This window comes from Virgibacillus dakarensis, from assembly GCF_900155625.1.
GTDB classification, from domain to species: domain Bacteria; phylum Bacillota; class Bacilli; order Bacillales; family Amphibacillaceae; genus Lentibacillus_C; species Lentibacillus_C populi.
This window is the reverse complement of record NZ_LT732553.1, coordinates 1,387,170-1,406,873: the sequence shown is the minus strand read 5'-3', so window position 1 is coordinate 1,406,873 and position 19,704 is coordinate 1,387,170. Positions and strand designations below refer to the sequence as shown.

Sequence of the window (19,704 nt, the reverse complement as noted above, 5' to 3'; positions counted from 1 at the left end):
TTTACAAATTACGGGAAATAACGTAATGTTTCTGAATGAGTTGTAAAAATGGTTCAGCGTTTTCTTATACTTTTTGCGCTCGTTCATTTATACTTTAAATAGGTATAGGTGGGGAGTGAATTTCATGGAAACAAATGCAAAAATTTTAGTTGTAGATGATGAGGATCGGATCAGACGATTGATTCGCATGTATCTGGAACGTGAAGATTTTGTTGTAGAAGAAGCAGACAACGGAAAGGCTGCCTTACAGCTAGCCTTAAATAATAATTATGATGTTATTTTGCTTGATATTATGATGCCTGAGATGGATGGGATCGAGGTTTGCCAGGAACTTCGCAAGGAAAAAACGACACCTGTCATTATGTTGACAGCAAAAGGGGAAGAAGCAAACCGTGTGCAGGGGTTTGAGGTCGGAACAGACGATTATATTGTTAAACCATTTAGTCCAAGGGAAGTAGTTTTACGGGTAAAAGCGCTGCTGCGCCGCGTTTCCGCTGCAGTGGTGAAAGAGGATGACTCCGTTCCGAAAAATTTGCTCGTATTCCCACATCTAACGATTGATAAAGACGCACATCGTGTCACCGCCGATGGGAAAGATGTCAGTTTAACACCGAAAGAATATGAGCTGTTATGCTTCCTGGCCAATAAACCTGATAAAGTATTTAACCGGGAACATTTGCTGAAAGAAGTATGGCAGTATGAATTCTTTGGTGATTTACGTACTGTTGACACACATGTAAAACGATTACGTGAGAAACTGAATAATGTATCAAAAGAAGCTGCGAAAATGATTGTAACGGTTTGGGGCGTTGGCTATAAATTTGAGGTAGATGATGCATAATGTTTTGGCGTAGCGTTGTAGGGAAACTAGCAGTAACAATATTATTGCTAGTTTCCTTTGTATTGTTTATTCTGACGATTTTACTGCTGGAGTTTTTTGAAAACTTTCATATCCATGAAGCGGAAAAGGATTTAATGCAAACAGCAACCAAAGTTTCCTATATGATTGAGCAATACAATAACGATGATTTACTTTATGAAACAACAGACCGAATCAAAGACCCATCAAGCAGGGTGGCTATTGTTTATCAGGATGATGGACTATGGGTTTCCCCTAGTAACAATGACAATTTATCCAAGCTGACCGAAAAATGGATTAATAATGACAAGGATTTATCCGGTGTCCTAACAAACCAGGAAAAAATAAGGAAACAAACCATCATCCCTGGAACAGATGTAGAAATTATGATTGTCGGTATACCTGTGTCAAATGATGAAGCCGTCTTTGTTTATCAATCATTGGATGTTGTTGACCAAACAAAAGCAGAGACAACAAAAATCATCTTTCTGGCGGCAGGCATTGCAATTATTTTAACAACCATTTTTGCCTTTTTCCTATCGACAAGAATCACCTCCCCATTGATAAAAATGCGGGAAGCCGCTTTTGACTTGACAAGGGGTGAGTTCAATACAAAAGTACCAATCTTAACCCACGACGAAATTGGGGAGCTGGCGATGGCCTTTAACCGAATGGGAAGGCAGTTAAAGTTTCATATTAATGCATTACGACAAGAGAAAGAGCAGCTATCCGGAATTGTAACTTCGATGGCGGATGGCGTTATCACAATGAACCGGAATGGCGATATGATTGTCACCAATCCACCTGCAGAACGATTTATCCAGGATTGGTATTTTGAAAATAGTCTCCCGGTAAATGAAGAAAATCGAAAGCTGCCGAATGAATTGAATCAGATCCTTCAAGAAGTTATTCATGGTGAAAAAGAGGCCTTGAAGGAAATCAGCCTACAGGGGCGAAATTGGGTAATGATCATGACCCCTTTGTACGATCAGACATATGTACGTGGAGCTGTTGCAGTCATCCGTGATATGACGGAAGAGCGCCGGCTGGATAAATTACGGAAGGATTTTATTGCCAACGTATCACACGAATTACGTACACCGATTTCCTTGTTACAAGGGTATAGTGAAGCAATAGTGGACAATGTTGCCGAGAGCCCTGAAGAAAAGAATGATCTCGCGCAAATTATTCATGAAGAAACACTCCGAATGGGCAGGCTTGTCAATGAATTGCTGGATCTTGCCCGAATGGAGGCAGGCCATATTCAACTGAATCTAGAAACTGTTGAAGTGGAACCGTTTATTGATCGGATCCTGAAAAAATTTAAAGGTATCGCGGATGATAATGATATTACATTAAACTTGACGAAGAAAATAACAAAACCGGTTGTCAATTGTGATCCGGATCGAATTGAACAGGTATTTACCAATTTGATTGATAATGCAATTCGCCATACGGGTCTTAATGGCTATGTAAATGTAACGGTGGAGTCAACGACTGCGGAACTGCATGTAATGATTGAAGATAGCGGAAGTGGTATACCAGAAGATGATCTGCCATTTATTTTTGAACGTTTTTATAAAGCAGATAAATCAAGGGAAAGGAATGCCAAGAAAAAAGGAACCGGATTAGGGTTGGCAATTGCCAAGAATATTATTGACGCTCATCATGGTACGATTTCTGTCCAAAGTAAATTAAATCAGGGAACCACGTTTATTTTTAAGGTTCCAGCAGATTTTAATGATTAGTAAAGATGTTCAACATAACCATTTTATGCTATCATTTTACAGGGAAAGACAACTGAATACATTTTATCGAAATTGGTGCACAAGCTTAAAAGGGAATCCGGTGAAGAACCGGAACTGTCCTCGCAACTGTAAGTGATGTACGAAATAAGGATATCCACTGTATCAAGTATATGGGAAGGCCTTAAAGTAGGTTATCATCACAAGTCAGTAGACCTGCCAATTTTGATTTGTTTCAATGCTTCGGGGGTATAAGTGATTGAGACGACCGATTCCATGTACTATATTTTTTCGTGTTTCGATTGTCTTATCAGCTAACTCTTATCAGGGTTAGCTTTTTACATTGATTAAAGAATACACAGGAGGTTGGAGACTATGAAGAAATGGCTTTTATATCTAGTATCATTCGTTGTAATTGGTAGTGTATTAGGTGGATGCGGTACGGGGGAAGAAAGCAGTGAAAAAGCTGCAACTAATGATAAGCAAACAGAACAGCAAAGCGGGGATCAAGCAGCAACCGAAAAAAATGAAGAAATGGTTACCATTACGATTTCAAAGGATAAAGAAACAGAATACATCGATGAAAAAAAGATACCAATTGAAGATGGGGCGGTATTGATTGATGTAATGGAGGACAACTTTGCGATTGAGACCGATTACGATGGGGGATTTATTACGTCAATCGAAGGGGTTGCACCGAAGAAGGATGAACAAAAGGCATGGATGGTTTTTGTTAACGGTGAAATGGCTTCAAAAGGTGTGAAAGATATTAAATTATCGCCTGGCGATAACGTATCCTTTGACTTGCAAGCATGGGAATGAGATAAGTGAATACGTATAAATTAACGTTGCTTGCATTACTTGCAGCACTTGCAGTCGCAGGAAGATACGCGTTTGCGTTTCTCCCCAATGTTCAACCTGTGACATCGCTTGTTATTATCTGCGGTTTATTTCTTGGTCCTGTTGCTGCAATTTTTTTAGCAGTGTTGACCACGTTTCTGTCCAATATGATGCTTGGTATGGGTATTTGGACGATTTGGCAGGTTGTGTCGTGGGCAATTATCGGGTTGCTCAGTGGGATTTTAGGGAAGCTTCCATATAAAATTCCATTATTAGTAATCGTGGTCTTTTCTATATTTTGTGGTTATTTTTATGGGTTTGTTATTTCATTGACAAACTATCCTATTACTGGAAAGTTCATTCCGTATTACTTGGCAGGATTGCCATTCGACACCTATCACGCGATTGGCAATGCCGTGTTTATGATCATGCTTTATCCGATACTAGCTCACTTTTTTAAAGGCTATATTACAAAACGATTATAAGATGATCTATAATACAAAATAGCTAACCTGACACAAGATTTGGGTTGGTATTTTGGCAGATAAGAAAAAACTTTCTTATCCTGCATAAGTGCAACTAAGGCATTCGCCCAAAAGCTTGGCGAATGCCTAGTTTTCTAATATTTTTTTTATTATACTTTAGAAAAACGTAACATTTTAACGAGCGCAGACGACTATATGGGTAAACGGGGGATCTCGATGAAGGTCGTTTTTGACGAACTGTATGATAGGTATCATCAGGATTTGTATCAATTTATATTTTATATGGTGAAAAACAAAGAAACAGCAGAGGATCTGATTCAGGAGGTTTATCTTAAAATTTTAAAATCCCTCGGTACATTCAAGGGGGACAGCAGTGAAAAAACCTGGATATTCGCCATTGCCCGCCATACAACGATTGATTATTTTCGCTCACAAAAACGGAAGCGAAACCGTATCTCTGAGTTTTTTGACTGGTATGGACAGGGGCATTTACTTGAGGATGAGGAGCCATTGCCCGATGAATTAGTCGTGCTTAACGATGAAATGCAAGCGATCTATCGGTGTCTTGATAAATGTACGATTGATCAAAGGAGTGTTTTATTATTACGGTACATAAATCAGTTTTCTATTCAAGATACCGCAGATATATTAGGATTCAGTATCAGCAAAGTGAGAACAACCCAACATAGAGGGTTGAATGTTTTACGAAAATATCTGACAGAAGATCAGAAAGGGGGAGATGCATCATGAAATCATCCAAAAAGGACGACCAGCATTTGCAGGATTTACTCAAACAGCTGCCATACATAAGCGATACAACGGATAAAGACGAACTGTTGGCACGCATCTCCCAGAAGCCAGCTGAAAAGGATTCACCGAAGCGTAAAAGGAATACACGCCATATTCCTGTTTTCGTTTCACTGCTAACCACTATTATTATCCTTGTGATCGTTCCGTTTGCCCTTTACAGCAGTTCGCCTACAGAAGAAAAAAGTTCATACAATGAGGCATCTGATCAAGCAACTTCCGTAGAGAGCGGACAACATGGGGATGAATCAGGCATGGTTGCGGAGGAGTTTGCAACAGAACAAGGCAGTCCAAAGACACTAAGCGATAAGCCTCTTGAAAGTCATGTGCTCCAGAATAAAGGTGAAAAGTCGATCATGTATGGTACCATTCAAGCAACGATTGGCAATAATGTGATCCCATTAGCTCTAGTTTTGCCTGAAACACAGGAAGGTATTGGCTTGGATGTGATCAAGGATTATTTGCAGGAGCAAAAATGGGGGATTGATGCTGAAACGTTTCAAACTGCAGCACAACCTGTAACGGATAAAGCAAGCTATTACTTATTCCGTGCTCCTGGTGCGGATAGAGGTTTTTTGATTCCCATCGATCTGAACACCCAGACATCGATTGCTGCTGCGTTAAATGAAATGAAACAAAATCGGGAAGCATCACATGTTTACCGCACCATCCCAACAGAAATTCAGTTTTCCGTATCAACCGAAAACCAGCTGGAAATTACGTTGTCCAATAATGCAGCACTGCCAAATACACAGGAAGGTATAACGATGATTGACGCTATATTGATGACAGCGAAAAGTTTCGGATATGCATACGTAACATTTCACAATACGAAGGTAAACCAAATAGGCGATTATGATCTTTCCAAGCCGATAAAGGTTCCAAAAGCTGTCAATCCGATTACGATAGATCGTTAAAAGGTCATCTCGTGTTAAAAATATGTACAGAAATGAACAAAATGACAGAATACTATTTTTTGACTTTCTCTCCAAAGCAAATTATGATAGTTGTAAATGGGATGAAATCTGATCAGGAATAGGATTTTAATGGATCAGGAACCTCATCTATAGTCACTTTCGCAGAAATATAATAAATAAGGGTGAGAATGACTACGCTTAGAGCTGCTTGGCATTATCATTAGGGAACGCTCATCAAGATTTTGCTCGTCAGATTATCCGTAACACCTTGGGGAGAAACGCGTTGGTCGCGGTAAATGCAGTCGCATATAACCAGGCTGTTCTCATCTGAATAAACCAGGAGACAGCCTGGTTGGATTATGGTTCTTCATATTTTAACGGATCGCCTAAAAATGGTTTGTCAGCAATTTTAATGGAATCGGTCGGGCATCCTTCATAGGCATCGTACATATCTTCCTCCAACACTTCGGAGACTTCGGCGGTACCTTCATTATCGTCTATTACAACGCAGGCTAACCCCTCATCATCGTAGTCATATATATCAGGCGCTGAAACACCGCAAGCACCACACGCAATGCAAGTTTCTTTATCGACAATTGTATATTTCGGCATCCATCTTCCTCCTAGATCTTAGCGGCAGACCATTCTCATTTATTGTAAACCGGTTTTCCCTTCATTTCAATAAAGGGAACCGATCTTCACATAAAGTGAAACTTCATTCAGTGGGAGGGTGCGCCCTGTTGAAGCGAGATAACATTTCTATTTATAAAGGGGACTGGAAATTGCTTATTGAAGGGCTTATTCTAAAATGCTGTGAGCAGATTAAAGCGAGACGAACAACTGCAGCGATATTTCATATTTTAACAGGAAAAAAGTCGATTCAAACCGTTCAGGACACACATCTTTACGATTTAGCGCTATTTTATGGGATTGATAAATCATTACGAAAAAATACATTTCATGAATTGATCCGCCACCTCGAACAAAAGGCCTTGATTTCGGTTGATGAATCATCCTGTTTTCAACTGACGAGTCAAGGGGATCGATGGCTCCTGGAACACGAATCCAGATTAGCTTTGAACCATTTCAACGGGTTAAGCTATCATGCACTGGCACCTGTCTTTTCCGAACGGTTATTACTATTGGTTCAGATCTTAACGAACAGCAGCATGCAAAACTATTCTTTTATTCCAATTGTCGATAAAAAAACTGTACAAGTCTGGGTGAAAAGCTTTTACAAAACGTTAAAATGGAATGAAACTACTTATTTGCATTATTTGCATGATGAATTACATACATTATTAAGCATGCTACCGGATAAGGAAGCAAGTATATTTGTTGATCGGCTTACAGGATACAGGTCCTATGGAAAAAGCATGCAGCAGTTGGCTTATCGCTATCAAATCCCGTCGATGGATATCAAGCTCGTGTGGACAAGTATTATTCATCGTATGTTACGTGTTATCCAAACCCAACCGGCTGATTACCAGCTATTACATGCTATCATTCAAGATGCAGAACAGCGATCTTTTATAACTGAATCAGCCAAGCATACGCATCATCTGCTGCAGCGTCATTATTCGGTCGAGACGATAGCTGCAATGCGCAAGCTTAAGCGTAATACGATATATGATCATATCGTTGAAATTGCCTTAGTTGATTCGACATTTCCCGTATCATCGTTTGTTACGGATGAACAGTACAATGAAATAATAGAAGCTATTGAACGGACAAAAACTTACTCGCTGAAGCAATTAAAAGATGCAGTGGCCGATGAAATCAGCTATTTTCAAATCCGCCTCGTGTTAGCAACGATAAAAACAAAAAAGGTGAAATCATGATAGAACAGTATACATTGGAAAAAAGTTTGCAACAGCATTTTGGTTATTCGGAATTTCGGATCGGTCAAAAGGAAATTATCGAAGAAGTGATGAAAGGGAATGACGTCTTAGGTGTTTTGCCGACAGGATCGGGCAAATCATTATGCTATCAGCTGCCCGCTAAACTTTTAACCGGAACAACGATTGTCGTGTCACCACTAATATCTTTAATGATTGACCAGGTTAACCAGCTAAGGGCAAATCAGTTTAAATCGGTTGTTGCATTAAACAGTTTTATGGATCCGAACGAGCGAAGGCAAGTTTATCGCAAGCTCTATGACTATGATCTGATTTATGTTTCACCGGAGCTATTACAGCAAGAAGAGCTCATCATGCTTTTAGAGAATATCAATGTTTGTCTGTTTGTTATTGATGAGGCACACTGTATTTCACAATGGGGACATGAATTTCGCCCAGATTATTTAAAGCTGAGTACGATTATCCGGAAATTCAACAATCCGGCGATCATGGCGTTAAGTGCTACCGCGACAAAAGATGTCCAGAATGATATTGTGCATTATCTGGAACGGCCAAATATGGTGAAACATATATTTCCAATTGATCGGGAAAATATTATTTTTTCTGTCAAGCAAATCAACGATGATCAGGAAAAAATAAAGCTGCTGGTAAAATTGTTTAGCCGGTATACTTTCCCGGCACTCATTTACTTTTCCAGCCGGCAGTCAGCGGAGGTAACAGCCAATCTTCTGCAAGGAAAACTCCCGGACCAGCGTATTGCCTTTTACCATGGTGGAATGGACCAAATGGATCGAATCGCTGTCCAGCAGCAATTTATGAATGGCCAATTAGATATTATTTGCTGTACCAGTGCATTTGGCATGGGAATTAATAAAAGCAATATCCGGCTCATCGTCCATTTTCATCTACCGTCACAGCTGGAATCCTATATTCAGGAGGTAGGCAGGGCAGGAAGGGATGGTAATCCAAGTTTAGCCCTGCTTCTTTATACGGAAACGGATGCATTCCTACCTAAAGGTTTAATTAAGAAGGAGCTTCCTTCGATCAATCAATTGTCCTTTGTTTTTCAGCAATTAAAACAACTTTATGAAAATGGACAAGCTCTCAACGGCAATTCATTGGAACTTGCGGAAATGTTTCAGCTTAGTGAAATTCAATGGCGATTTTTGCACAATCAGCTCGAAAAACATGGTATGATAGTAAAAAATCAGATTGTTTACCATCGTGAACGCTGGCGGCAAGGATTTGCTGCAATTCGTGACTATATTGAGGAACGTGTTTTATTTAAGGATCGAAAACTAGCCGAAATGATTGGCTGGGCCGAGGAAGAGAACTGCTTACGAGAATATCTGTATCAACATTTTCAGGACTCGTTTAAAAGGCCGGCAGATAAATGCTGCAGTAATTGCGGATTTTCCCTTTCAATATTGGAACCGGCACATGTACCGCATGTTAAACGAATCAATTTATCATGGCAGGAGAAATTACGGAATTTATTAATTGCAGGAGATGACAATGGTAAGCCAACGTGAATTGATCAAGCGAATGTCTGATCGTGAATTAACCAAACAATTGATGCTATCCCAGTTATTCTTATTTATCCTCAGTTTGGTTTTAAGCTTTATTCTATTTAACAACATGTCACAGTGGTTTCAGTATTTTCGTCTGGATGGACATGAGCTATTAGTGTACGGCGTTATCCCGGGATTGATCATTGTTACGGTTGATGTTATTTTAATGGCTGTTTTGCCGGAGCATTATTATGATGATGGCGGGATAAATGATAAAATTTTCAAAAATAGATCGGTTGGCAGCATTTTTATCGTGGTACTGGTCATTGCTTTTGCAGAGGAATTGCTGTTTAGAGGTGTATTACAAACAGCCTTTGGGTATGTAACAGCTAGTACGATTTTTGCACTTGTTCATATCCGCTATTTAAAAAAACCGGTTTTATTACTTTCTGTTCTTTTCGTAAGTTTTTATCTGGGGTTTTTATTTGAACGTACCGGGAATTTACTGACGACAATGACGGCACATTTTATCGTTGATTTTTTATCGGGACTTGTCATCCGGCTCTCGAAAAAGAGGTGTTAAAAATGGTAAACCAAATGAATGAAAAAAATGAAGATCAGGCTGCAGAATTAAGAAAATTAGTTGACCAGATTCAGGATGAGGAATTACCCGCAGAAGAAACCGATCTGAATAAACAAGCGGATATGGAGCAAACAGATAAAACAGAAGACCGGGAAATTGATGTTTTGAATTTGCCGCCGCGAAAAGAAGTACACAGTAAAAATAACAAGTTCGCACATATTAAAATCAGTGGCCCGTTGGTTAGGCTATTGGTTGTATTGCTTCTTATTCTGGCAGTTTTAACCGGCCTTTACTTTGTGTGGGGAGAGGAGCTATTCAATCTGTTCGGAAACTGAATTTTCCCGTGAAAAATGTGCCACAAGCCATGTGGCACATTTATTTAAAAATAAACCTTCTTATCACGTTCCTCTTTCAGTATTTCAACTGCCTCCCGGAATCGCATAGAATGCACAATTTCCCGTTCCCGTAAAAATTTTAGTCCGTCATTTAAATCCGGGTCATCTGACATGTTGATAATCCATTGATAGGTTGCCCGCGCTTTTTCTTCCGCTGCTATATCTTCATATAAATCCGTAATTGGATCCCCTTTTGCTTGAAAATAGGTTGCTGTAAATGGCGCTCCTGCTGCATTATGGAAAAACAATGCTTTGTCATGGTCTGCGTAATGTGCGCCTAAACCGGCCTCCTTCATTTGTTCGGCTGATGCGTCTTTGGTTAATTTATATACCATTGTTGCAATCATTTCCAAGTGTGCTAATTCTTCCGTACCAATATCATTTAAGACGGCAATCACTTTATCAGGAATAGAGTATCGTTGGTTCAGATAACGCAATGCTGCAGCAAGCTCGCCATCGGCACCGCCATATTGTTCGATTAAAAATTTTGCTAGCCGGGGATTACATTCACTTACTTTTACCGGATATTGCAGCTTTTTTTCGTAATACCACACAAATGATTTCCTCCTATCAGTTAGAAAATACAAAAACGTTAACTTATACCTGCCATGGCCATGGGGTGTCGTCCCAGTCCCACGGGTAATTTGAATAACTTCTTCCAAAGCCCATTAATGGACCAAACTTTTTCTCAAACTGAACCTTTAATTCTTTACTACGCTTTACATTGTTATTGAATTGTTCGATTGCATCATAATCGTCCGGATGGGTATTCAGGTAATGATTCAACTCAACCAAAACGAAATCAACGGCTTGAATTTCTTCGAGTAACTGATAATATTCAGGTGGAAGCTGTTTACTCATCCTGATCACCCCTTTTATGCGGATCTGGATAAGGACTGAACAAGGCAGGCCATAACGTACCGCAATATAAAGCTTCTCTTGCTGTACCATACTGGTCCAACCCTTTTGGCTGGAAGGTAATATAGACTTGTGGAGGGGTGTTATAACTTTTTACTCGCATCGGTGGACATGGATCAAGTGGGCTTATATAGGGCTTCCAGTATTTATACTGTGTAAACATCAAAATCCTCCTTTCAAATAGGCAATTGTTTACTCTTCCATATGTATGATTATCATACTTTGTCCTATTCCATGATAAACATAAATATAAAAATATGGTATGATCACTATACAAAATGGAAAGGGAGCATGTTCATGGCTTATTTTATTATAGGTACCGTTTTGTTATTGCTTTTCCTTTTTTATATGGTTTATCAGGCACACCATGATACGGTAGAATATGAAACAATAAATGATCCGGAGTTACCACGCGGTTTTGACGGCTTTCGGATATTTTTCATTTCCGATATTCACCGGCGGGTCGTTCGGAAGACCACGTTACAATCAATTACGGATAAAATGGATATGGTTGTTATCGGAGGGGACACTTACGGAAAAAGGGGTCCCATTAAACCGGACAAAAGAAAATATAAAAAGGTTAAAGTTTCTTCATGCCCCGATTTATTTTGTATGGGGGAATAATGATTATGAAGCGGACCCAGAGGCGATATATAAATTACTGTGTGAAGTTCTAGCTAATGCACATCATAATATTACGACTGAAAATAACGGATCAATCAGTGTGTTAGGTCTTGATTGCTGTTATTACAAGGAGGCGCGTCTTGATTTAGCCATGGAAAATAGCGCAGGGGAATACTACATATTAATAACCCACGCACCAAAGGCGTTTTATGAATTAACAACAGAAGATCAGAAAAATATAAACCTTGTTCTGGCAGGACATACCCACGGTGGGCAAATTCGTATTTTCGGGTTTGGATTATATCAAAAAGGTGGGCTTGAAAGATATGATAAAACAAATGTACTCGTGAGTGAAGGCTATGGTTATACCGGATTACCATTTCGCCTCGGGACAAAGGCGGAATGTCATGTTATAACATTGAAGTGCTAAGCTGAACCGGGATGGAGGCGGAGTGTTGGACACCAGCTGCTGGACGCAGCTGACCTGGTTGTATAGTTATCCAGTTCCCGGACAGCAGGAAATAATGGGTTCTTTTCAAATAGTTCAACCAATTGCATAATGTGCATATGCTGTAGTAAGCAGATAAAAATGAATGAAAGTTGAGATCCAAATTAGGCTATACGCTTTTAGTAAAGGAGGATACGAAATGCGAATAGAACGAGTATCCGATAGTCAATTTACTATCTTTTTAACATTTGATGATTTGATTGAACGGGGTTTTACAAGAGAAGATCTATGGAAAGATGCAACTGGTGTCAGAAATTTATTCAGTGATATGATGTATGAAGCTAGCTCCGAATTAGGTTTTGAATTAGGAGGAGTACTGCTTGTACAAGTTCATTTGATGCAGGCACAGGGCATGCATGTAATCGTAACACAAAAAAATGAAACTATAAATTGGGATGAGGATTTTGTCGAAATGAAAGTTACCTTGGATGAAAGCAAAGAATTAATATTTTCTTTTGATGAGTTCGAGGATATTATACAGGTGGCATCTTACTTACGGGCAATTTCGATTGATGGAGGCAAAGTTTATCACATGGATGACCGGTATTATATGCTGCTGGAAGACGCCGATTTAAATGGTAATAATAAAGAACAAGTCATCGCTATTATTCTTGAATTTTCATCACCAAGTATCATTACGTCAACACGACTAAAGGAATATGGAAAGGTTATTATGGATACGGATGCAGTAAAACGAATTATTAACATATTCTATTGATCCCGTTAGTCTTGTTATTGTTCAAGTGTTCCAGCCGGTTGGATAATCGGAAAAAGGTGTAGCCCACTTTCGTTTATCGAATGAAAAAAGTTTAAAACAAGCGTTTGACCATTAAAAATTCAACGCGGATCAGGACGGGGAAACCGCTTCCATTTTCTTTTGCAGAAAATGAAGGTATTTTATTGCATATTTATTATGAAAGTGTATACTAATCTCTGAGTACAGCTATTATATAAAATATTTATGGATATTCTAGGAGGTAAATTCATGGTAGCCGATAAAGCAGCAGATTCTACCGAGGAAAAAGATAGTCAAAAACTGGATGTATTAAGTTCAACACGAACTGTTGTAAAAAATGCGTTGGATAAGTTGGGTTACCCTGATGAAGTATTTGAATTACTAAAAGAACCGATGCGCATGCTGACGGTTAGAATTCCGGTCAGAATGGATGATGGTTCAATCAAAATCTTCACTGGTTATCGCGCTCAACATAATGATGCAGTAGGCCCGACTAAAGGTGGCGTTCGCTTTCATCCTGATGTTACAGAAACAGAAGTTAAAGCGCTGTCGATTTGGATGAGTTTAAAAGCAGGTATTGTTGATTTGCCATATGGTGGAGGTAAAGGTGGAATCATTTGTGATCCACGTGAAATGTCGTTCCGAGAGCTTGAAGGATTAAGCCGTGGATACGTTCGGGCCATCAGTCAAATTGTTGGACCGAATAAAGACATTCCGGCACCAGATGTGTTTACAAATTCACAAATTATGGCGTGGATGATGGATGAATACAGTCGTATTGATGAATTTAATAATCCAGGTTTTATTACGGGTAAACCGATCGTGCTTGGTGGCTCGCACGGGAGAGAATCTGCAACTGCTAAAGGTGTTACAATTGTCATTAATGAGGCCGCGAAGAAAAAGGGAATCAATGTAAAAGGGGCAAGGGTAGTTGTTCAAGGTTTTGGTAACGCCGGAAGCTTTTTATCTAAATTTTTACATGATGCAGGTGCCAAAGTAGTAGGTATTTCCGATGCCTATGGTGCGCTTCATGATCCTGATGGACTTGATATCGACTATTTATTGGATCGAAGGGATAGTTTCGGTACCGTTACCAAACTTTTCAATAATACGATTTCCAATAAAGAATTGCTTGAATTGGATTGTGATATTCTTGTACCAGCTGCGGTTGAGAATCAAATAACAGAAGAAAACGCCCATAATATTAAGGCGAGTATTGTAGTAGAGGCAGCAAATGGACCTACTACATTAGAGGCGACAAAAATTCTGACGGAACGTGGTATTTTGCTTGTCCCAGATGTGTTATCATCCGCCGGCGGTGTGACCGTTTCCTATTTTGAATGGGTACAAAATAATCAAGGATATTACTGGGCTGAAGAAGAAATTGAAGAGAAGCTGGAAACGATTATGGTCAAGTCGTTTAATGCCATATACAATACTGCCCAGACAAGACGCGTTGATATGCGCCTTGCAGCATATATGATTGGTGTTAGAAAAATGGCAGAAGCAGCAAGATTCCGTGGCTGGGTGTGATAGCAGAAGTCGGAGGCCAGAGGTCAGAAATCAGATTGGAACAACCAAATTGAATGACGGGAAAACTCTTATCATGTATAGTTGTATGGTAAGAGTTTTTCTTTTTTATAAGGTTTGAAAAGGAAGTGCGAACGATGCAAACAGAACATACGATTATTATCGGTGGAGGCCCATGCGGGCTGTCAGCCGCAATTGAATTACAAAGGCAAGGCATTACACCGCTTATCATCGAAAAAGAAAATATTGTCAATACGATTTACAATTTCCCTACCCACCAAACATTTTTTAGTACAAGTGAACGATTGGAAATAGGGGATAGGCTATTTATCACAGAAAAGCAAAAACCGGTAAGATTGGAAGCTTTAACTTATTATCGGACGGTTGCACAGCGGGAAAGTCTGCGGATCAATCCATATGAAAAAATAGTAAAAATTGAAAAACGGCAGGACACATTTTTCTTGAAATCGGAAAAAACAGATGGGGAATCACTGGATTATCAAGCGGAAAATGTTATTATTGCTACCGGTTATTATGATCATCCGAATTGGCTGCATGTACCTGGGGAAGAAAAGGCGAAGGTAATGCATTATTTTAAAGAAGGTCACCCATACTTCAATAAAGATGTTGTTATCATCGGCGGGAAAAACTCAGCCGTTGACGCTACTTTGGAACTTCACAAAGCGGGTGCTCGTATTACCGTATTGTACCGGGGCAGTACTTATTCGAAAAGTATCAAACCATGGATATTACCGGAATTTGACTCATTGATTCGTAAAAATATTGTAACGATGGAGTTTAATGCGGACGTTACCGAGATTACAGATGATGCGGTTTATTATTCGGTAAATGGTGAAGAAAAACAGATTAAGAATGATTTTGTATTTGCGATGACCGGCTATCGGCCCGATCACCAATTTCTGAACGATACGGGCATACTGGTTGATGAAGAAGATGGCCGGCCTTATTTCAATGAGGAGACTATGGAAACGAATATCCCGGGAATTTATGTCGCTGGCGTTATCGCTTCAGGCTATAATAATAATATCATTTTTATCGAAAATGGCCGTGATCACGGGAAATTAATTGCTAATTCAATCGCAAAGAACAAAGGCGGGAGCGCCCGTTAAGCCATGTATGGGCTGCACTCTGCCAAGAAGGATCGGGATGGCTGCAGCATACAACCATCCCATTTTTCAAACCCTCACAAAATATTCTTTTAAGGAATCATAATCATGATGGGCTTGTTCCAATGCAATTAGTAATTTAATTCGTGCTTTTGGTCCATTTAGACCATTTGCCAAAATAACGCCCATTTCTTTTAATTGCTTCCCACCACCCTCATATCCGTAAGTCGGTTGAACTATACCTTGATAACATCTCGAAACAAGGATTACGGGGATTTGCTTAGCAATCATTGTTTTAATCGATGGAATGGTGTTTTTTGGTAAATTTCCCTGGCCGAGTCCTTCCAGTACAACTCCATCCGGTTTTGTCTTTCGAACAGCCTCGATTAATTGGCCATCCATACCTGCATAGGCTTTTAATAAAAAGACATTCTTCGTTATCTTGCTGACAGGGTAAGTTTCCCTTGCTATAATCGTATGATGAAAAATGATCGAATCCTTGGTAATAATTCCAATCGGTCCATATTGCGGGCTTTGAAATGTCGCTACATTGCTTGTTGATGTTTTGGTAACATTGTTTGCGGTATGGATTTCATCATTCATGACGACTAACACACCTTTTCCTGCCGCATTACCTTCAATCGCCACCCGGATAGAGCTGATCAAATTATAAAGTCCGTCTGAACCAATTTCATTACTGGACCGCATCGCTCCGGTTAGAATAATGGGTTTTTCTGTTTGGACAACAAGATCAAGAAAATAGGCTGTTTCTTCTAACGTGTCTGTCCCATGTGTCACAACAATACCATCATAAGTCGAACTGTTTCGGTCAATTAACCGTGCCAGCTCCAGCATATGCTTCGGTGTAATTTGCGGCGAGGGTAGTTTAAATGCAATGATTTCATCCACATTGGCCAAAGTCTTATAATGATCGGCTAAATCTGTTAAGGGATGATCGTTAGTCGTAATAACTTCACCGGTTTCTTTATTTTCCAGCATGGAGATGGTACCACCTGTATGAATGATTAATATTTTTTTCAAGAAAATCACCAACCAATTTTCATATTGATATAACTGACAGTTTTCGAGGCCTTATCCAAGTAGCTTCTTATTTGTACCCCCCGAAATATTTTTCCTGTTTTCAATCCCGCTACTTAATGATACGATAACAGTACCATCATTGGAAAGAGGTATTTCGTCATGTTTGCCATACTTTCGGCGGGGATTGCACCAGCATTTGCATTAATGGCTTTTTTTTATTTAAAAGATCGGTTTACAGAGCCACTAAGTTTGATTCTTAAAGTTTTTCTTTATGGCGCATTGCTTGTTTTCCCAATTATGTTTATTCAATATGCGTTCCAAGCCGAGGGGATCGGCACAAGCAATGTTGTTCATTCCTTTATTTTGAGTGGACTAATCGAAGAATTTTTTAAATGGTTTATCTTTATTTATACGATTTATCATCACACCGAATTTGATGCCCATTATGATGGAATTGTATACGCTGTTGCGATTAGTCTTGGTTTTGCAACAGTAGAAAATTTATTCTATTTGCTTACAAACGGCATTAGTTATGCTTTTTCCAGGGCATTGTTTCCTGTTTCTTCCCATGCCTTATTTGGCGTTAGTATGGGCTATTATTTTGGGAAAGCCAAAATGAATCAGCATCACAGGAAACGAAATATCAGCTTGGCGTTTTGTGTTCCATTTCTTATACATGGAACGTACAATTATATTTTAAAAGCTATTACGACGGATTGGCTATTTTTACTTGTTCCATTTATGATTGTATTGTGGATTTATAGTTTACGTAAAGTGAAATTAGCTAACCGGGCAATCAAGACCCCCTTACAGCAGGAAAAACAACGTGCTTGAGCTCTCTCTCGATGATTCTCCGCAGAGGGCTTTTTTTAAACTGCTTAAAGTCTCCTGCAATCTCCTAAAATAACCTCTTCAAGATAAATGAATAAAAAGGACATTTAATCAAAAAATAGGTATCAATCATGCAAGAGTAGGAGGAAAAGGTATGACCTGTAAAAAGATGTCCCTTTTATTTATTATTATATGTTTTTTCTCAATCGGACTTCAATCATCACAAAATCCTGAAACAGTACATGCTTTTAGTAATCAGGTAATTCAGCAAGGTGCATCTGGTGATGATGTTATTGAACTTCAGGCGAGGCTGCAATATCTAGGCTTCTATAACGGAAAAATTGACGGTGTTTTCGGCTGGGGGACATATTGGGCACTACGAAATTTCCAATATGAGTTTGGAATGAAGGTTGACGGGATTGCCGGACAGACAACGAAGCAAAAACTTGTTAAAGCAAGCAAGTATGATAAGCAATACGTACATCAACAAATCCGGCAAGGAAAAGATTTTACGCATTACGGCAAGGGCGGTCAAAACAAGCAGACCAAACCAAATACAAATCAAACGAACACTGCTAATAATAATCCAACACCGACGGCAGTAAATGTACCCCAAGGTTTTTCACAAAATGATATTGATTTAATGGCGAATGCGGTACACGGAGAATCACGGGGGGAACCATATATTGGGCAGGTCGCGGTTGCTGCTGTTATTTTAAACCGGGTTGAAAGCCCAACATTCCCAAATACGGTTTCCGGTGTCATTTTTGAGCCTAGAGCGTTCACCGCTGTAGCTGATGGGCAAATATGGCTAACACCAAATGAAACGTCCAAAAAAGCTGTTCTTGATGCAATAAATGGATGGGATCCGACTGGTAATGCGCTATATTATTTTAATCCAAATACAGCTACATCTGCCTGGATTTGGTCAAGACCACAAATTAAACAAATAGGTAAACATATATTTTGCAAATAGAAAGGTGTGATAGAAATGATACGATGGATTTTAATTACCGTATTGACAATGGGACTTATAGGCGTTGGAATATGGGGATATCAGGAGCATCGTGAAAAAAATGCAATCCTTATTCAGGCGGAAAACACGTATCAACGATCATTTCATGAACTTTCTTATCATATGGATTTGTTAAATGACAAGATTGGTACAGCATTGGCGATGAACTCCAGACAAACGTTATCACCACAACTAGTCGAGATCTGGCGAATTACCTCTGATGCTTTATCTGATGTCGGACAGTTGCCGCTATCCTTGCTCCCGTTTAACAAAACGGAAGAATTTCTTTCTGATATTGGTGATTTCACGTACAAAGCGGCAGTCCGGGATTTGGAGAAAGAGCCTTTATCAGATAAAGAGACAAAAACATTGGAAACACTTTATAAACAATCGGGTGATATAACGAAGGAATTAAGGCAGGTACAACACGTTGTATTAGACAACAATTTACGCTGGATGGATGTCCAGCTTGCACTGGCATCTGATGAAGCACAGTCTGACAATACGATAATTGACGGGTTAAAAACGGTTGAGAAAAAAGTGGAGGGATTTCCGGAAAGCAACTTGAATGCCGCTCCAACCGGTAAATCTTCCGAAGAACATAAATACAAATTTTTATCAGGGGATAAAATTTCCAAACAAGATGCTTTAAAACGAAGTAAAAATTTATTCAACGTAACAAATCAGGACAATTTAAAAATAACCGAAAGTGGTAAAGGGGCAGATATACCTATATACAGTATTTCTTATCGCAATGGGGATAAAAACGCCTATATGGATATGGCCAAACAAGGTGGGAAACCAATTTCACTAATGGTGGACCGGCCGGTAGGAGAGCAAAAAATAAGCTTGAATGAAGGAATGAAAAAGGCACAGGAACACTTGAAAAAATATAACTTTGACAATATGAAGCTCTTCCAAAGCAGTCAATACGATAATATTGGTGTCTATTCTTTTCTTTACAATGATGATGGCGTCCGGGTTTATTCGGACACTGTTCAGGTAAAGGTAGGACTGGACAATGGGGATATATTAGGGTTTACGGCAAGAGAATATTATATGAACCACATGGAAAGAGATATACCCGAACCAGAAATAACAGAGAATGAAGCAACGAAAAAAGTAAATCCGGATGTAAAAATTAACGAAAAACATTTGGCGGTAATTGATAATGATGTTGGTGAAGAGGTTTTAACGTATGAATTCCTCGGTGTTCTTGGTAATGAAACCTATCGTATCTTTATTAACGCAATGGATGGCAAAGAAGAAAAGGTGGAAAAACTAGGTGGAACCGAATTAAAATATGCAGGAAATTTTTAGGGAACGGCAAATGCCTTCCCCTTTTTTGATTTTTCTGTAATAATAGGTATATA

Annotated in this window: 22 protein-coding genes and 1 riboswitch; of the genes, 17 read left to right on the top strand and 5 right to left on the bottom strand. The window is 39.2% G+C overall.

What is annotated here, in order from left to right; all coding sequences use genetic code 11:
• Positions 1-124 precede the first annotated feature (124 nt).
• From CZ382_RS07085 to CZ382_RS07060, 6 genes are all read left to right on the top strand, one after another.
• Positions 125-841: a response regulator transcription factor gene (locus CZ382_RS07085; protein ID WP_088050502.1), complete on the top strand. Its 717-nt coding sequence runs from the start codon at positions 125-127 to the stop codon at positions 839-841.
• Complete coding sequence (locus CZ382_RS07080) at positions 841-2,607, top strand: ATP-binding protein (protein ID WP_088050501.1); 1,767 nt, start codon at positions 841-843, stop codon at positions 2,605-2,607. Before CZ382_RS07085 ends, CZ382_RS07080 begins: the two co-directional genes overlap by 1 nt.
• A gap of 56 nt (positions 2,608-2,663) precedes the next feature.
• Positions 2,664-2,842: riboswitch (cobalamin riboswitch) on the top strand.
• Positions 2,843-2,979: 137 nt separating this feature from the next.
• Positions 2,980-3,426, top strand: a complete 447-nt coding sequence (locus CZ382_RS07075) for a DUF4430 domain-containing protein (RefSeq protein WP_088050500.1) — start codon at positions 2,980-2,982, stop codon at positions 3,424-3,426.
• A gap of 5 nt (positions 3,427-3,431) precedes the next feature.
• Complete coding sequence (locus CZ382_RS07070) at positions 3,432-3,929, top strand: ECF transporter S component (protein WP_088050499.1); 498 nt, start codon at positions 3,432-3,434, stop codon at positions 3,927-3,929.
• A gap of 216 nt (positions 3,930-4,145) precedes the next feature.
• Complete coding sequence (locus CZ382_RS07065) at positions 4,146-4,679, top strand: RNA polymerase sigma factor SigX (protein ID WP_088050498.1); 534 nt, start codon at positions 4,146-4,148, stop codon at positions 4,677-4,679.
• Entirely contained in the window at positions 4,676-5,653 is a 978-nt protein-coding gene (locus tag CZ382_RS07060) for a hypothetical protein (protein WP_088050497.1), read from the top strand. The genes CZ382_RS07065 and CZ382_RS07060 overlap by 4 nt, the downstream gene beginning before the upstream one ends.
• Before the next feature lie 357 nt (positions 5,654-6,010).
• Here CZ382_RS07060 and CZ382_RS07055 read toward each other — a convergent pair whose 3' ends face one another.
• The gene (locus CZ382_RS07055) at positions 6,011-6,265 is read right to left on the bottom strand and encodes a ferredoxin (RefSeq protein WP_088050496.1); all 255 of its coding nucleotides are present in this window, start codon (positions 6,263-6,265) and stop codon (positions 6,011-6,013) included.
• A 128-nt stretch (positions 6,266-6,393) separates the two neighbouring features.
• On the opposite strand from CZ382_RS07055, the gene CZ382_RS07050 reads away from it, so the two are divergent.
• Genes CZ382_RS07050 through CZ382_RS07035 form a run of 4 tightly spaced genes read left to right on the top strand, consistent with a single transcriptional unit; the run spans position 6,394 to position 9,941 of the window.
• Positions 6,394-7,494, top strand: a complete 1,101-nt coding sequence (locus CZ382_RS07050; RefSeq protein WP_140392720.1) for a helix-turn-helix domain-containing protein — start codon at positions 6,394-6,396, stop codon at positions 7,492-7,494.
• Complete coding sequence (locus tag CZ382_RS07045; protein ID WP_088050494.1) at positions 7,491-9,044, top strand: RecQ family ATP-dependent DNA helicase; 1,554 nt, start codon at positions 7,491-7,493, stop codon at positions 9,042-9,044. The genes CZ382_RS07050 and CZ382_RS07045 overlap by 4 nt, the downstream gene beginning before the upstream one ends.
• Positions 9,028-9,606, top strand: a complete 579-nt coding sequence (locus CZ382_RS07040) for a CPBP family intramembrane glutamic endopeptidase (protein ID WP_235000397.1) — start codon at positions 9,028-9,030, stop codon at positions 9,604-9,606. The genes CZ382_RS07045 and CZ382_RS07040 overlap by 17 nt, the downstream gene beginning before the upstream one ends.
• Before the next feature lie 2 nt (positions 9,607-9,608).
• Positions 9,609-9,941 carry a hypothetical protein gene (locus tag CZ382_RS07035; RefSeq protein WP_088050492.1) on the top strand — a complete coding sequence of 111 codons (333 nt, stop codon included), beginning with the start codon at positions 9,609-9,611 and terminating at the stop codon, positions 9,939-9,941.
• 44 nt (positions 9,942-9,985) lie between these two features.
• On the opposite strand, the gene CZ382_RS07030 is transcribed toward CZ382_RS07035, so the two are convergent.
• Genes CZ382_RS07030 through CZ382_RS07020 form a run of 3 tightly spaced genes read right to left on the bottom strand, consistent with a single transcriptional unit; the run spans position 9,986 to position 11,082 of the window.
• Complete coding sequence (locus CZ382_RS07030) at positions 9,986-10,555, bottom strand: manganese catalase family protein (RefSeq protein ID WP_088050491.1); 570 nt, start codon at positions 10,553-10,555, stop codon at positions 9,986-9,988.
• A gap of 43 nt (positions 10,556-10,598) precedes the next feature.
• Positions 10,599-10,862 (bottom strand): spore coat protein CotJB, encoded by a 264-nt coding sequence (locus CZ382_RS07025; protein WP_088050490.1) that lies wholly within the window; start codon positions 10,860-10,862, stop codon positions 10,599-10,601.
• On the bottom strand, positions 10,855-11,082 hold the full coding sequence (locus CZ382_RS07020) for a spore coat associated protein CotJA (RefSeq protein ID WP_088050489.1): 228 nt from the start codon (positions 11,080-11,082) through the stop codon (positions 10,855-10,857). The genes CZ382_RS07025 and CZ382_RS07020 overlap by 8 nt, the downstream gene beginning before the upstream one ends.
• A gap of 255 nt (positions 11,083-11,337) precedes the next feature.
• On the opposite strand from CZ382_RS07020, the gene CZ382_RS23380 reads away from it, so the two are divergent.
• The 4 genes from CZ382_RS23380 (at position 11,338) to CZ382_RS06995 (ending at position 15,447) form a co-directional block, all read left to right on the top strand.
• Positions 11,338-11,973 carry a metallophosphoesterase gene (locus tag CZ382_RS23380; protein WP_140392719.1) on the top strand — a complete coding sequence of 212 codons (636 nt, stop codon included), beginning with the start codon at positions 11,338-11,340 and terminating at the stop codon, positions 11,971-11,973.
• Positions 11,974-12,190: 217 nt separating this feature from the next.
• Complete coding sequence (locus CZ382_RS07005) at positions 12,191-12,769, top strand: genetic competence negative regulator (protein ID WP_088050486.1); 579 nt, start codon at positions 12,191-12,193, stop codon at positions 12,767-12,769.
• A gap of 267 nt (positions 12,770-13,036) precedes the next feature.
• On the top strand, positions 13,037-14,320 hold the full coding sequence (locus tag CZ382_RS07000) for a Glu/Leu/Phe/Val family dehydrogenase (protein ID WP_088050485.1): 1,284 nt from the start codon (positions 13,037-13,039) through the stop codon (positions 14,318-14,320).
• Between the two features lie 134 nt (positions 14,321-14,454).
• Complete coding sequence (locus CZ382_RS06995; RefSeq protein WP_088050484.1) at positions 14,455-15,447, top strand: YpdA family putative bacillithiol disulfide reductase; 993 nt, start codon at positions 14,455-14,457, stop codon at positions 15,445-15,447.
• Positions 15,448-15,513: 66 nt separating this feature from the next.
• Here the strand turns inward: CZ382_RS06995 and CZ382_RS06990 are convergent, their stop codons facing one another.
• Positions 15,514-16,485 carry an asparaginase gene (locus CZ382_RS06990; RefSeq protein ID WP_088050483.1) on the bottom strand — a complete coding sequence of 324 codons (972 nt, stop codon included), beginning with the start codon at positions 16,483-16,485 and terminating at the stop codon, positions 15,514-15,516.
• Positions 16,486-16,644: 159 nt separating this feature from the next.
• On the opposite strand from CZ382_RS06990, the gene prsW reads away from it, so the two are divergent.
• The 3 genes from prsW to ypeB all read left to right on the top strand — a co-directional run bounded on the left by prsW (position 16,645) and on the right by ypeB (position 19,651).
• Positions 16,645-17,319 (top strand): glutamic-type intramembrane protease PrsW, encoded by a 675-nt coding sequence (prsW, locus tag CZ382_RS06985; RefSeq protein WP_088050482.1) that lies wholly within the window; start codon positions 16,645-16,647, stop codon positions 17,317-17,319.
• Positions 17,320-17,470: 151 nt separating this feature from the next.
• Positions 17,471-18,292, top strand: coding sequence for a spore cortex-lytic enzyme (gene sleB, locus CZ382_RS06980; protein ID WP_088050481.1), 822 nt, complete (start codon positions 17,471-17,473; stop codon positions 18,290-18,292).
• Between the two features lie 15 nt (positions 18,293-18,307).
• A complete protein-coding gene (gene ypeB, locus CZ382_RS06975; RefSeq protein ID WP_088050480.1) occupies positions 18,308-19,651 on the top strand; it encodes a germination protein YpeB in 1,344 nt (447 codons plus the stop codon).
• The last annotated feature ends 53 nt before the right edge of the window (positions 19,652-19,704 follow it).

Coding starts and splice junctions, on each gene's coding strand:
- CZ382_RS07085 (WP_088050502.1), top strand. CDS start 125: ATGGAAACAAATGCAAAAATTTTAGTTGTAGATGATGAGGATCGGATC.
- CZ382_RS07080 (WP_088050501.1), top strand. CDS start 841: ATGTTTTGGCGTAGCGTTGTAGGGAAACTAGCAGTAACAATATTATTG.
- CZ382_RS07075 (WP_088050500.1), top strand. CDS start 2,980: ATGAAGAAATGGCTTTTATATCTAGTATCATTCGTTGTAATTGGTAGT.
- CZ382_RS07065 (WP_088050498.1), top strand. CDS start 4,146: ATGAAGGTCGTTTTTGACGAACTGTATGATAGGTATCATCAGGATTTG.
- CZ382_RS07060 (WP_088050497.1), top strand. CDS start 4,676: ATGAAATCATCCAAAAAGGACGACCAGCATTTGCAGGATTTACTCAAA.
- CZ382_RS07055 (WP_088050496.1), bottom strand. CDS start 6,265: ATGCCGAAATATACAATTGTCGATAAAGAAACTTGCATTGCGTGTGGT.
- CZ382_RS07045 (WP_088050494.1), top strand. CDS start 7,491: ATGATAGAACAGTATACATTGGAAAAAAGTTTGCAACAGCATTTTGGT.
- CZ382_RS07040 (WP_235000397.1), top strand. CDS start 9,028: ATGGTAAGCCAACGTGAATTGATCAAGCGAATGTCTGATCGTGAATTA.
- CZ382_RS07035 (WP_088050492.1), top strand. CDS start 9,609: ATGGTAAACCAAATGAATGAAAAAAATGAAGATCAGGCTGCAGAATTA.
- CZ382_RS07025 (WP_088050490.1), bottom strand. CDS start 10,862: ATGAGTAAACAGCTTCCACCTGAATATTATCAGTTACTCGAAGAAATT.
- CZ382_RS07020 (WP_088050489.1), bottom strand. CDS start 11,082: ATGTTTACACAGTATAAATACTGGAAGCCCTATATAAGCCCACTTGAT.
- CZ382_RS07005 (WP_088050486.1), top strand. CDS start 12,191: ATGCGAATAGAACGAGTATCCGATAGTCAATTTACTATCTTTTTAACA.
- CZ382_RS07000 (WP_088050485.1), top strand. CDS start 13,037: ATGGTAGCCGATAAAGCAGCAGATTCTACCGAGGAAAAAGATAGTCAA.
- CZ382_RS06995 (WP_088050484.1), top strand. CDS start 14,455: ATGCAAACAGAACATACGATTATTATCGGTGGAGGCCCATGCGGGCTG.
- prsW (WP_088050482.1), top strand. CDS start 16,645: ATGTTTGCCATACTTTCGGCGGGGATTGCACCAGCATTTGCATTAATG.
- sleB (WP_088050481.1), top strand. CDS start 17,471: ATGACCTGTAAAAAGATGTCCCTTTTATTTATTATTATATGTTTTTTC.
- ypeB (WP_088050480.1), top strand. CDS start 18,308: ATGATACGATGGATTTTAATTACCGTATTGACAATGGGACTTATAGGC.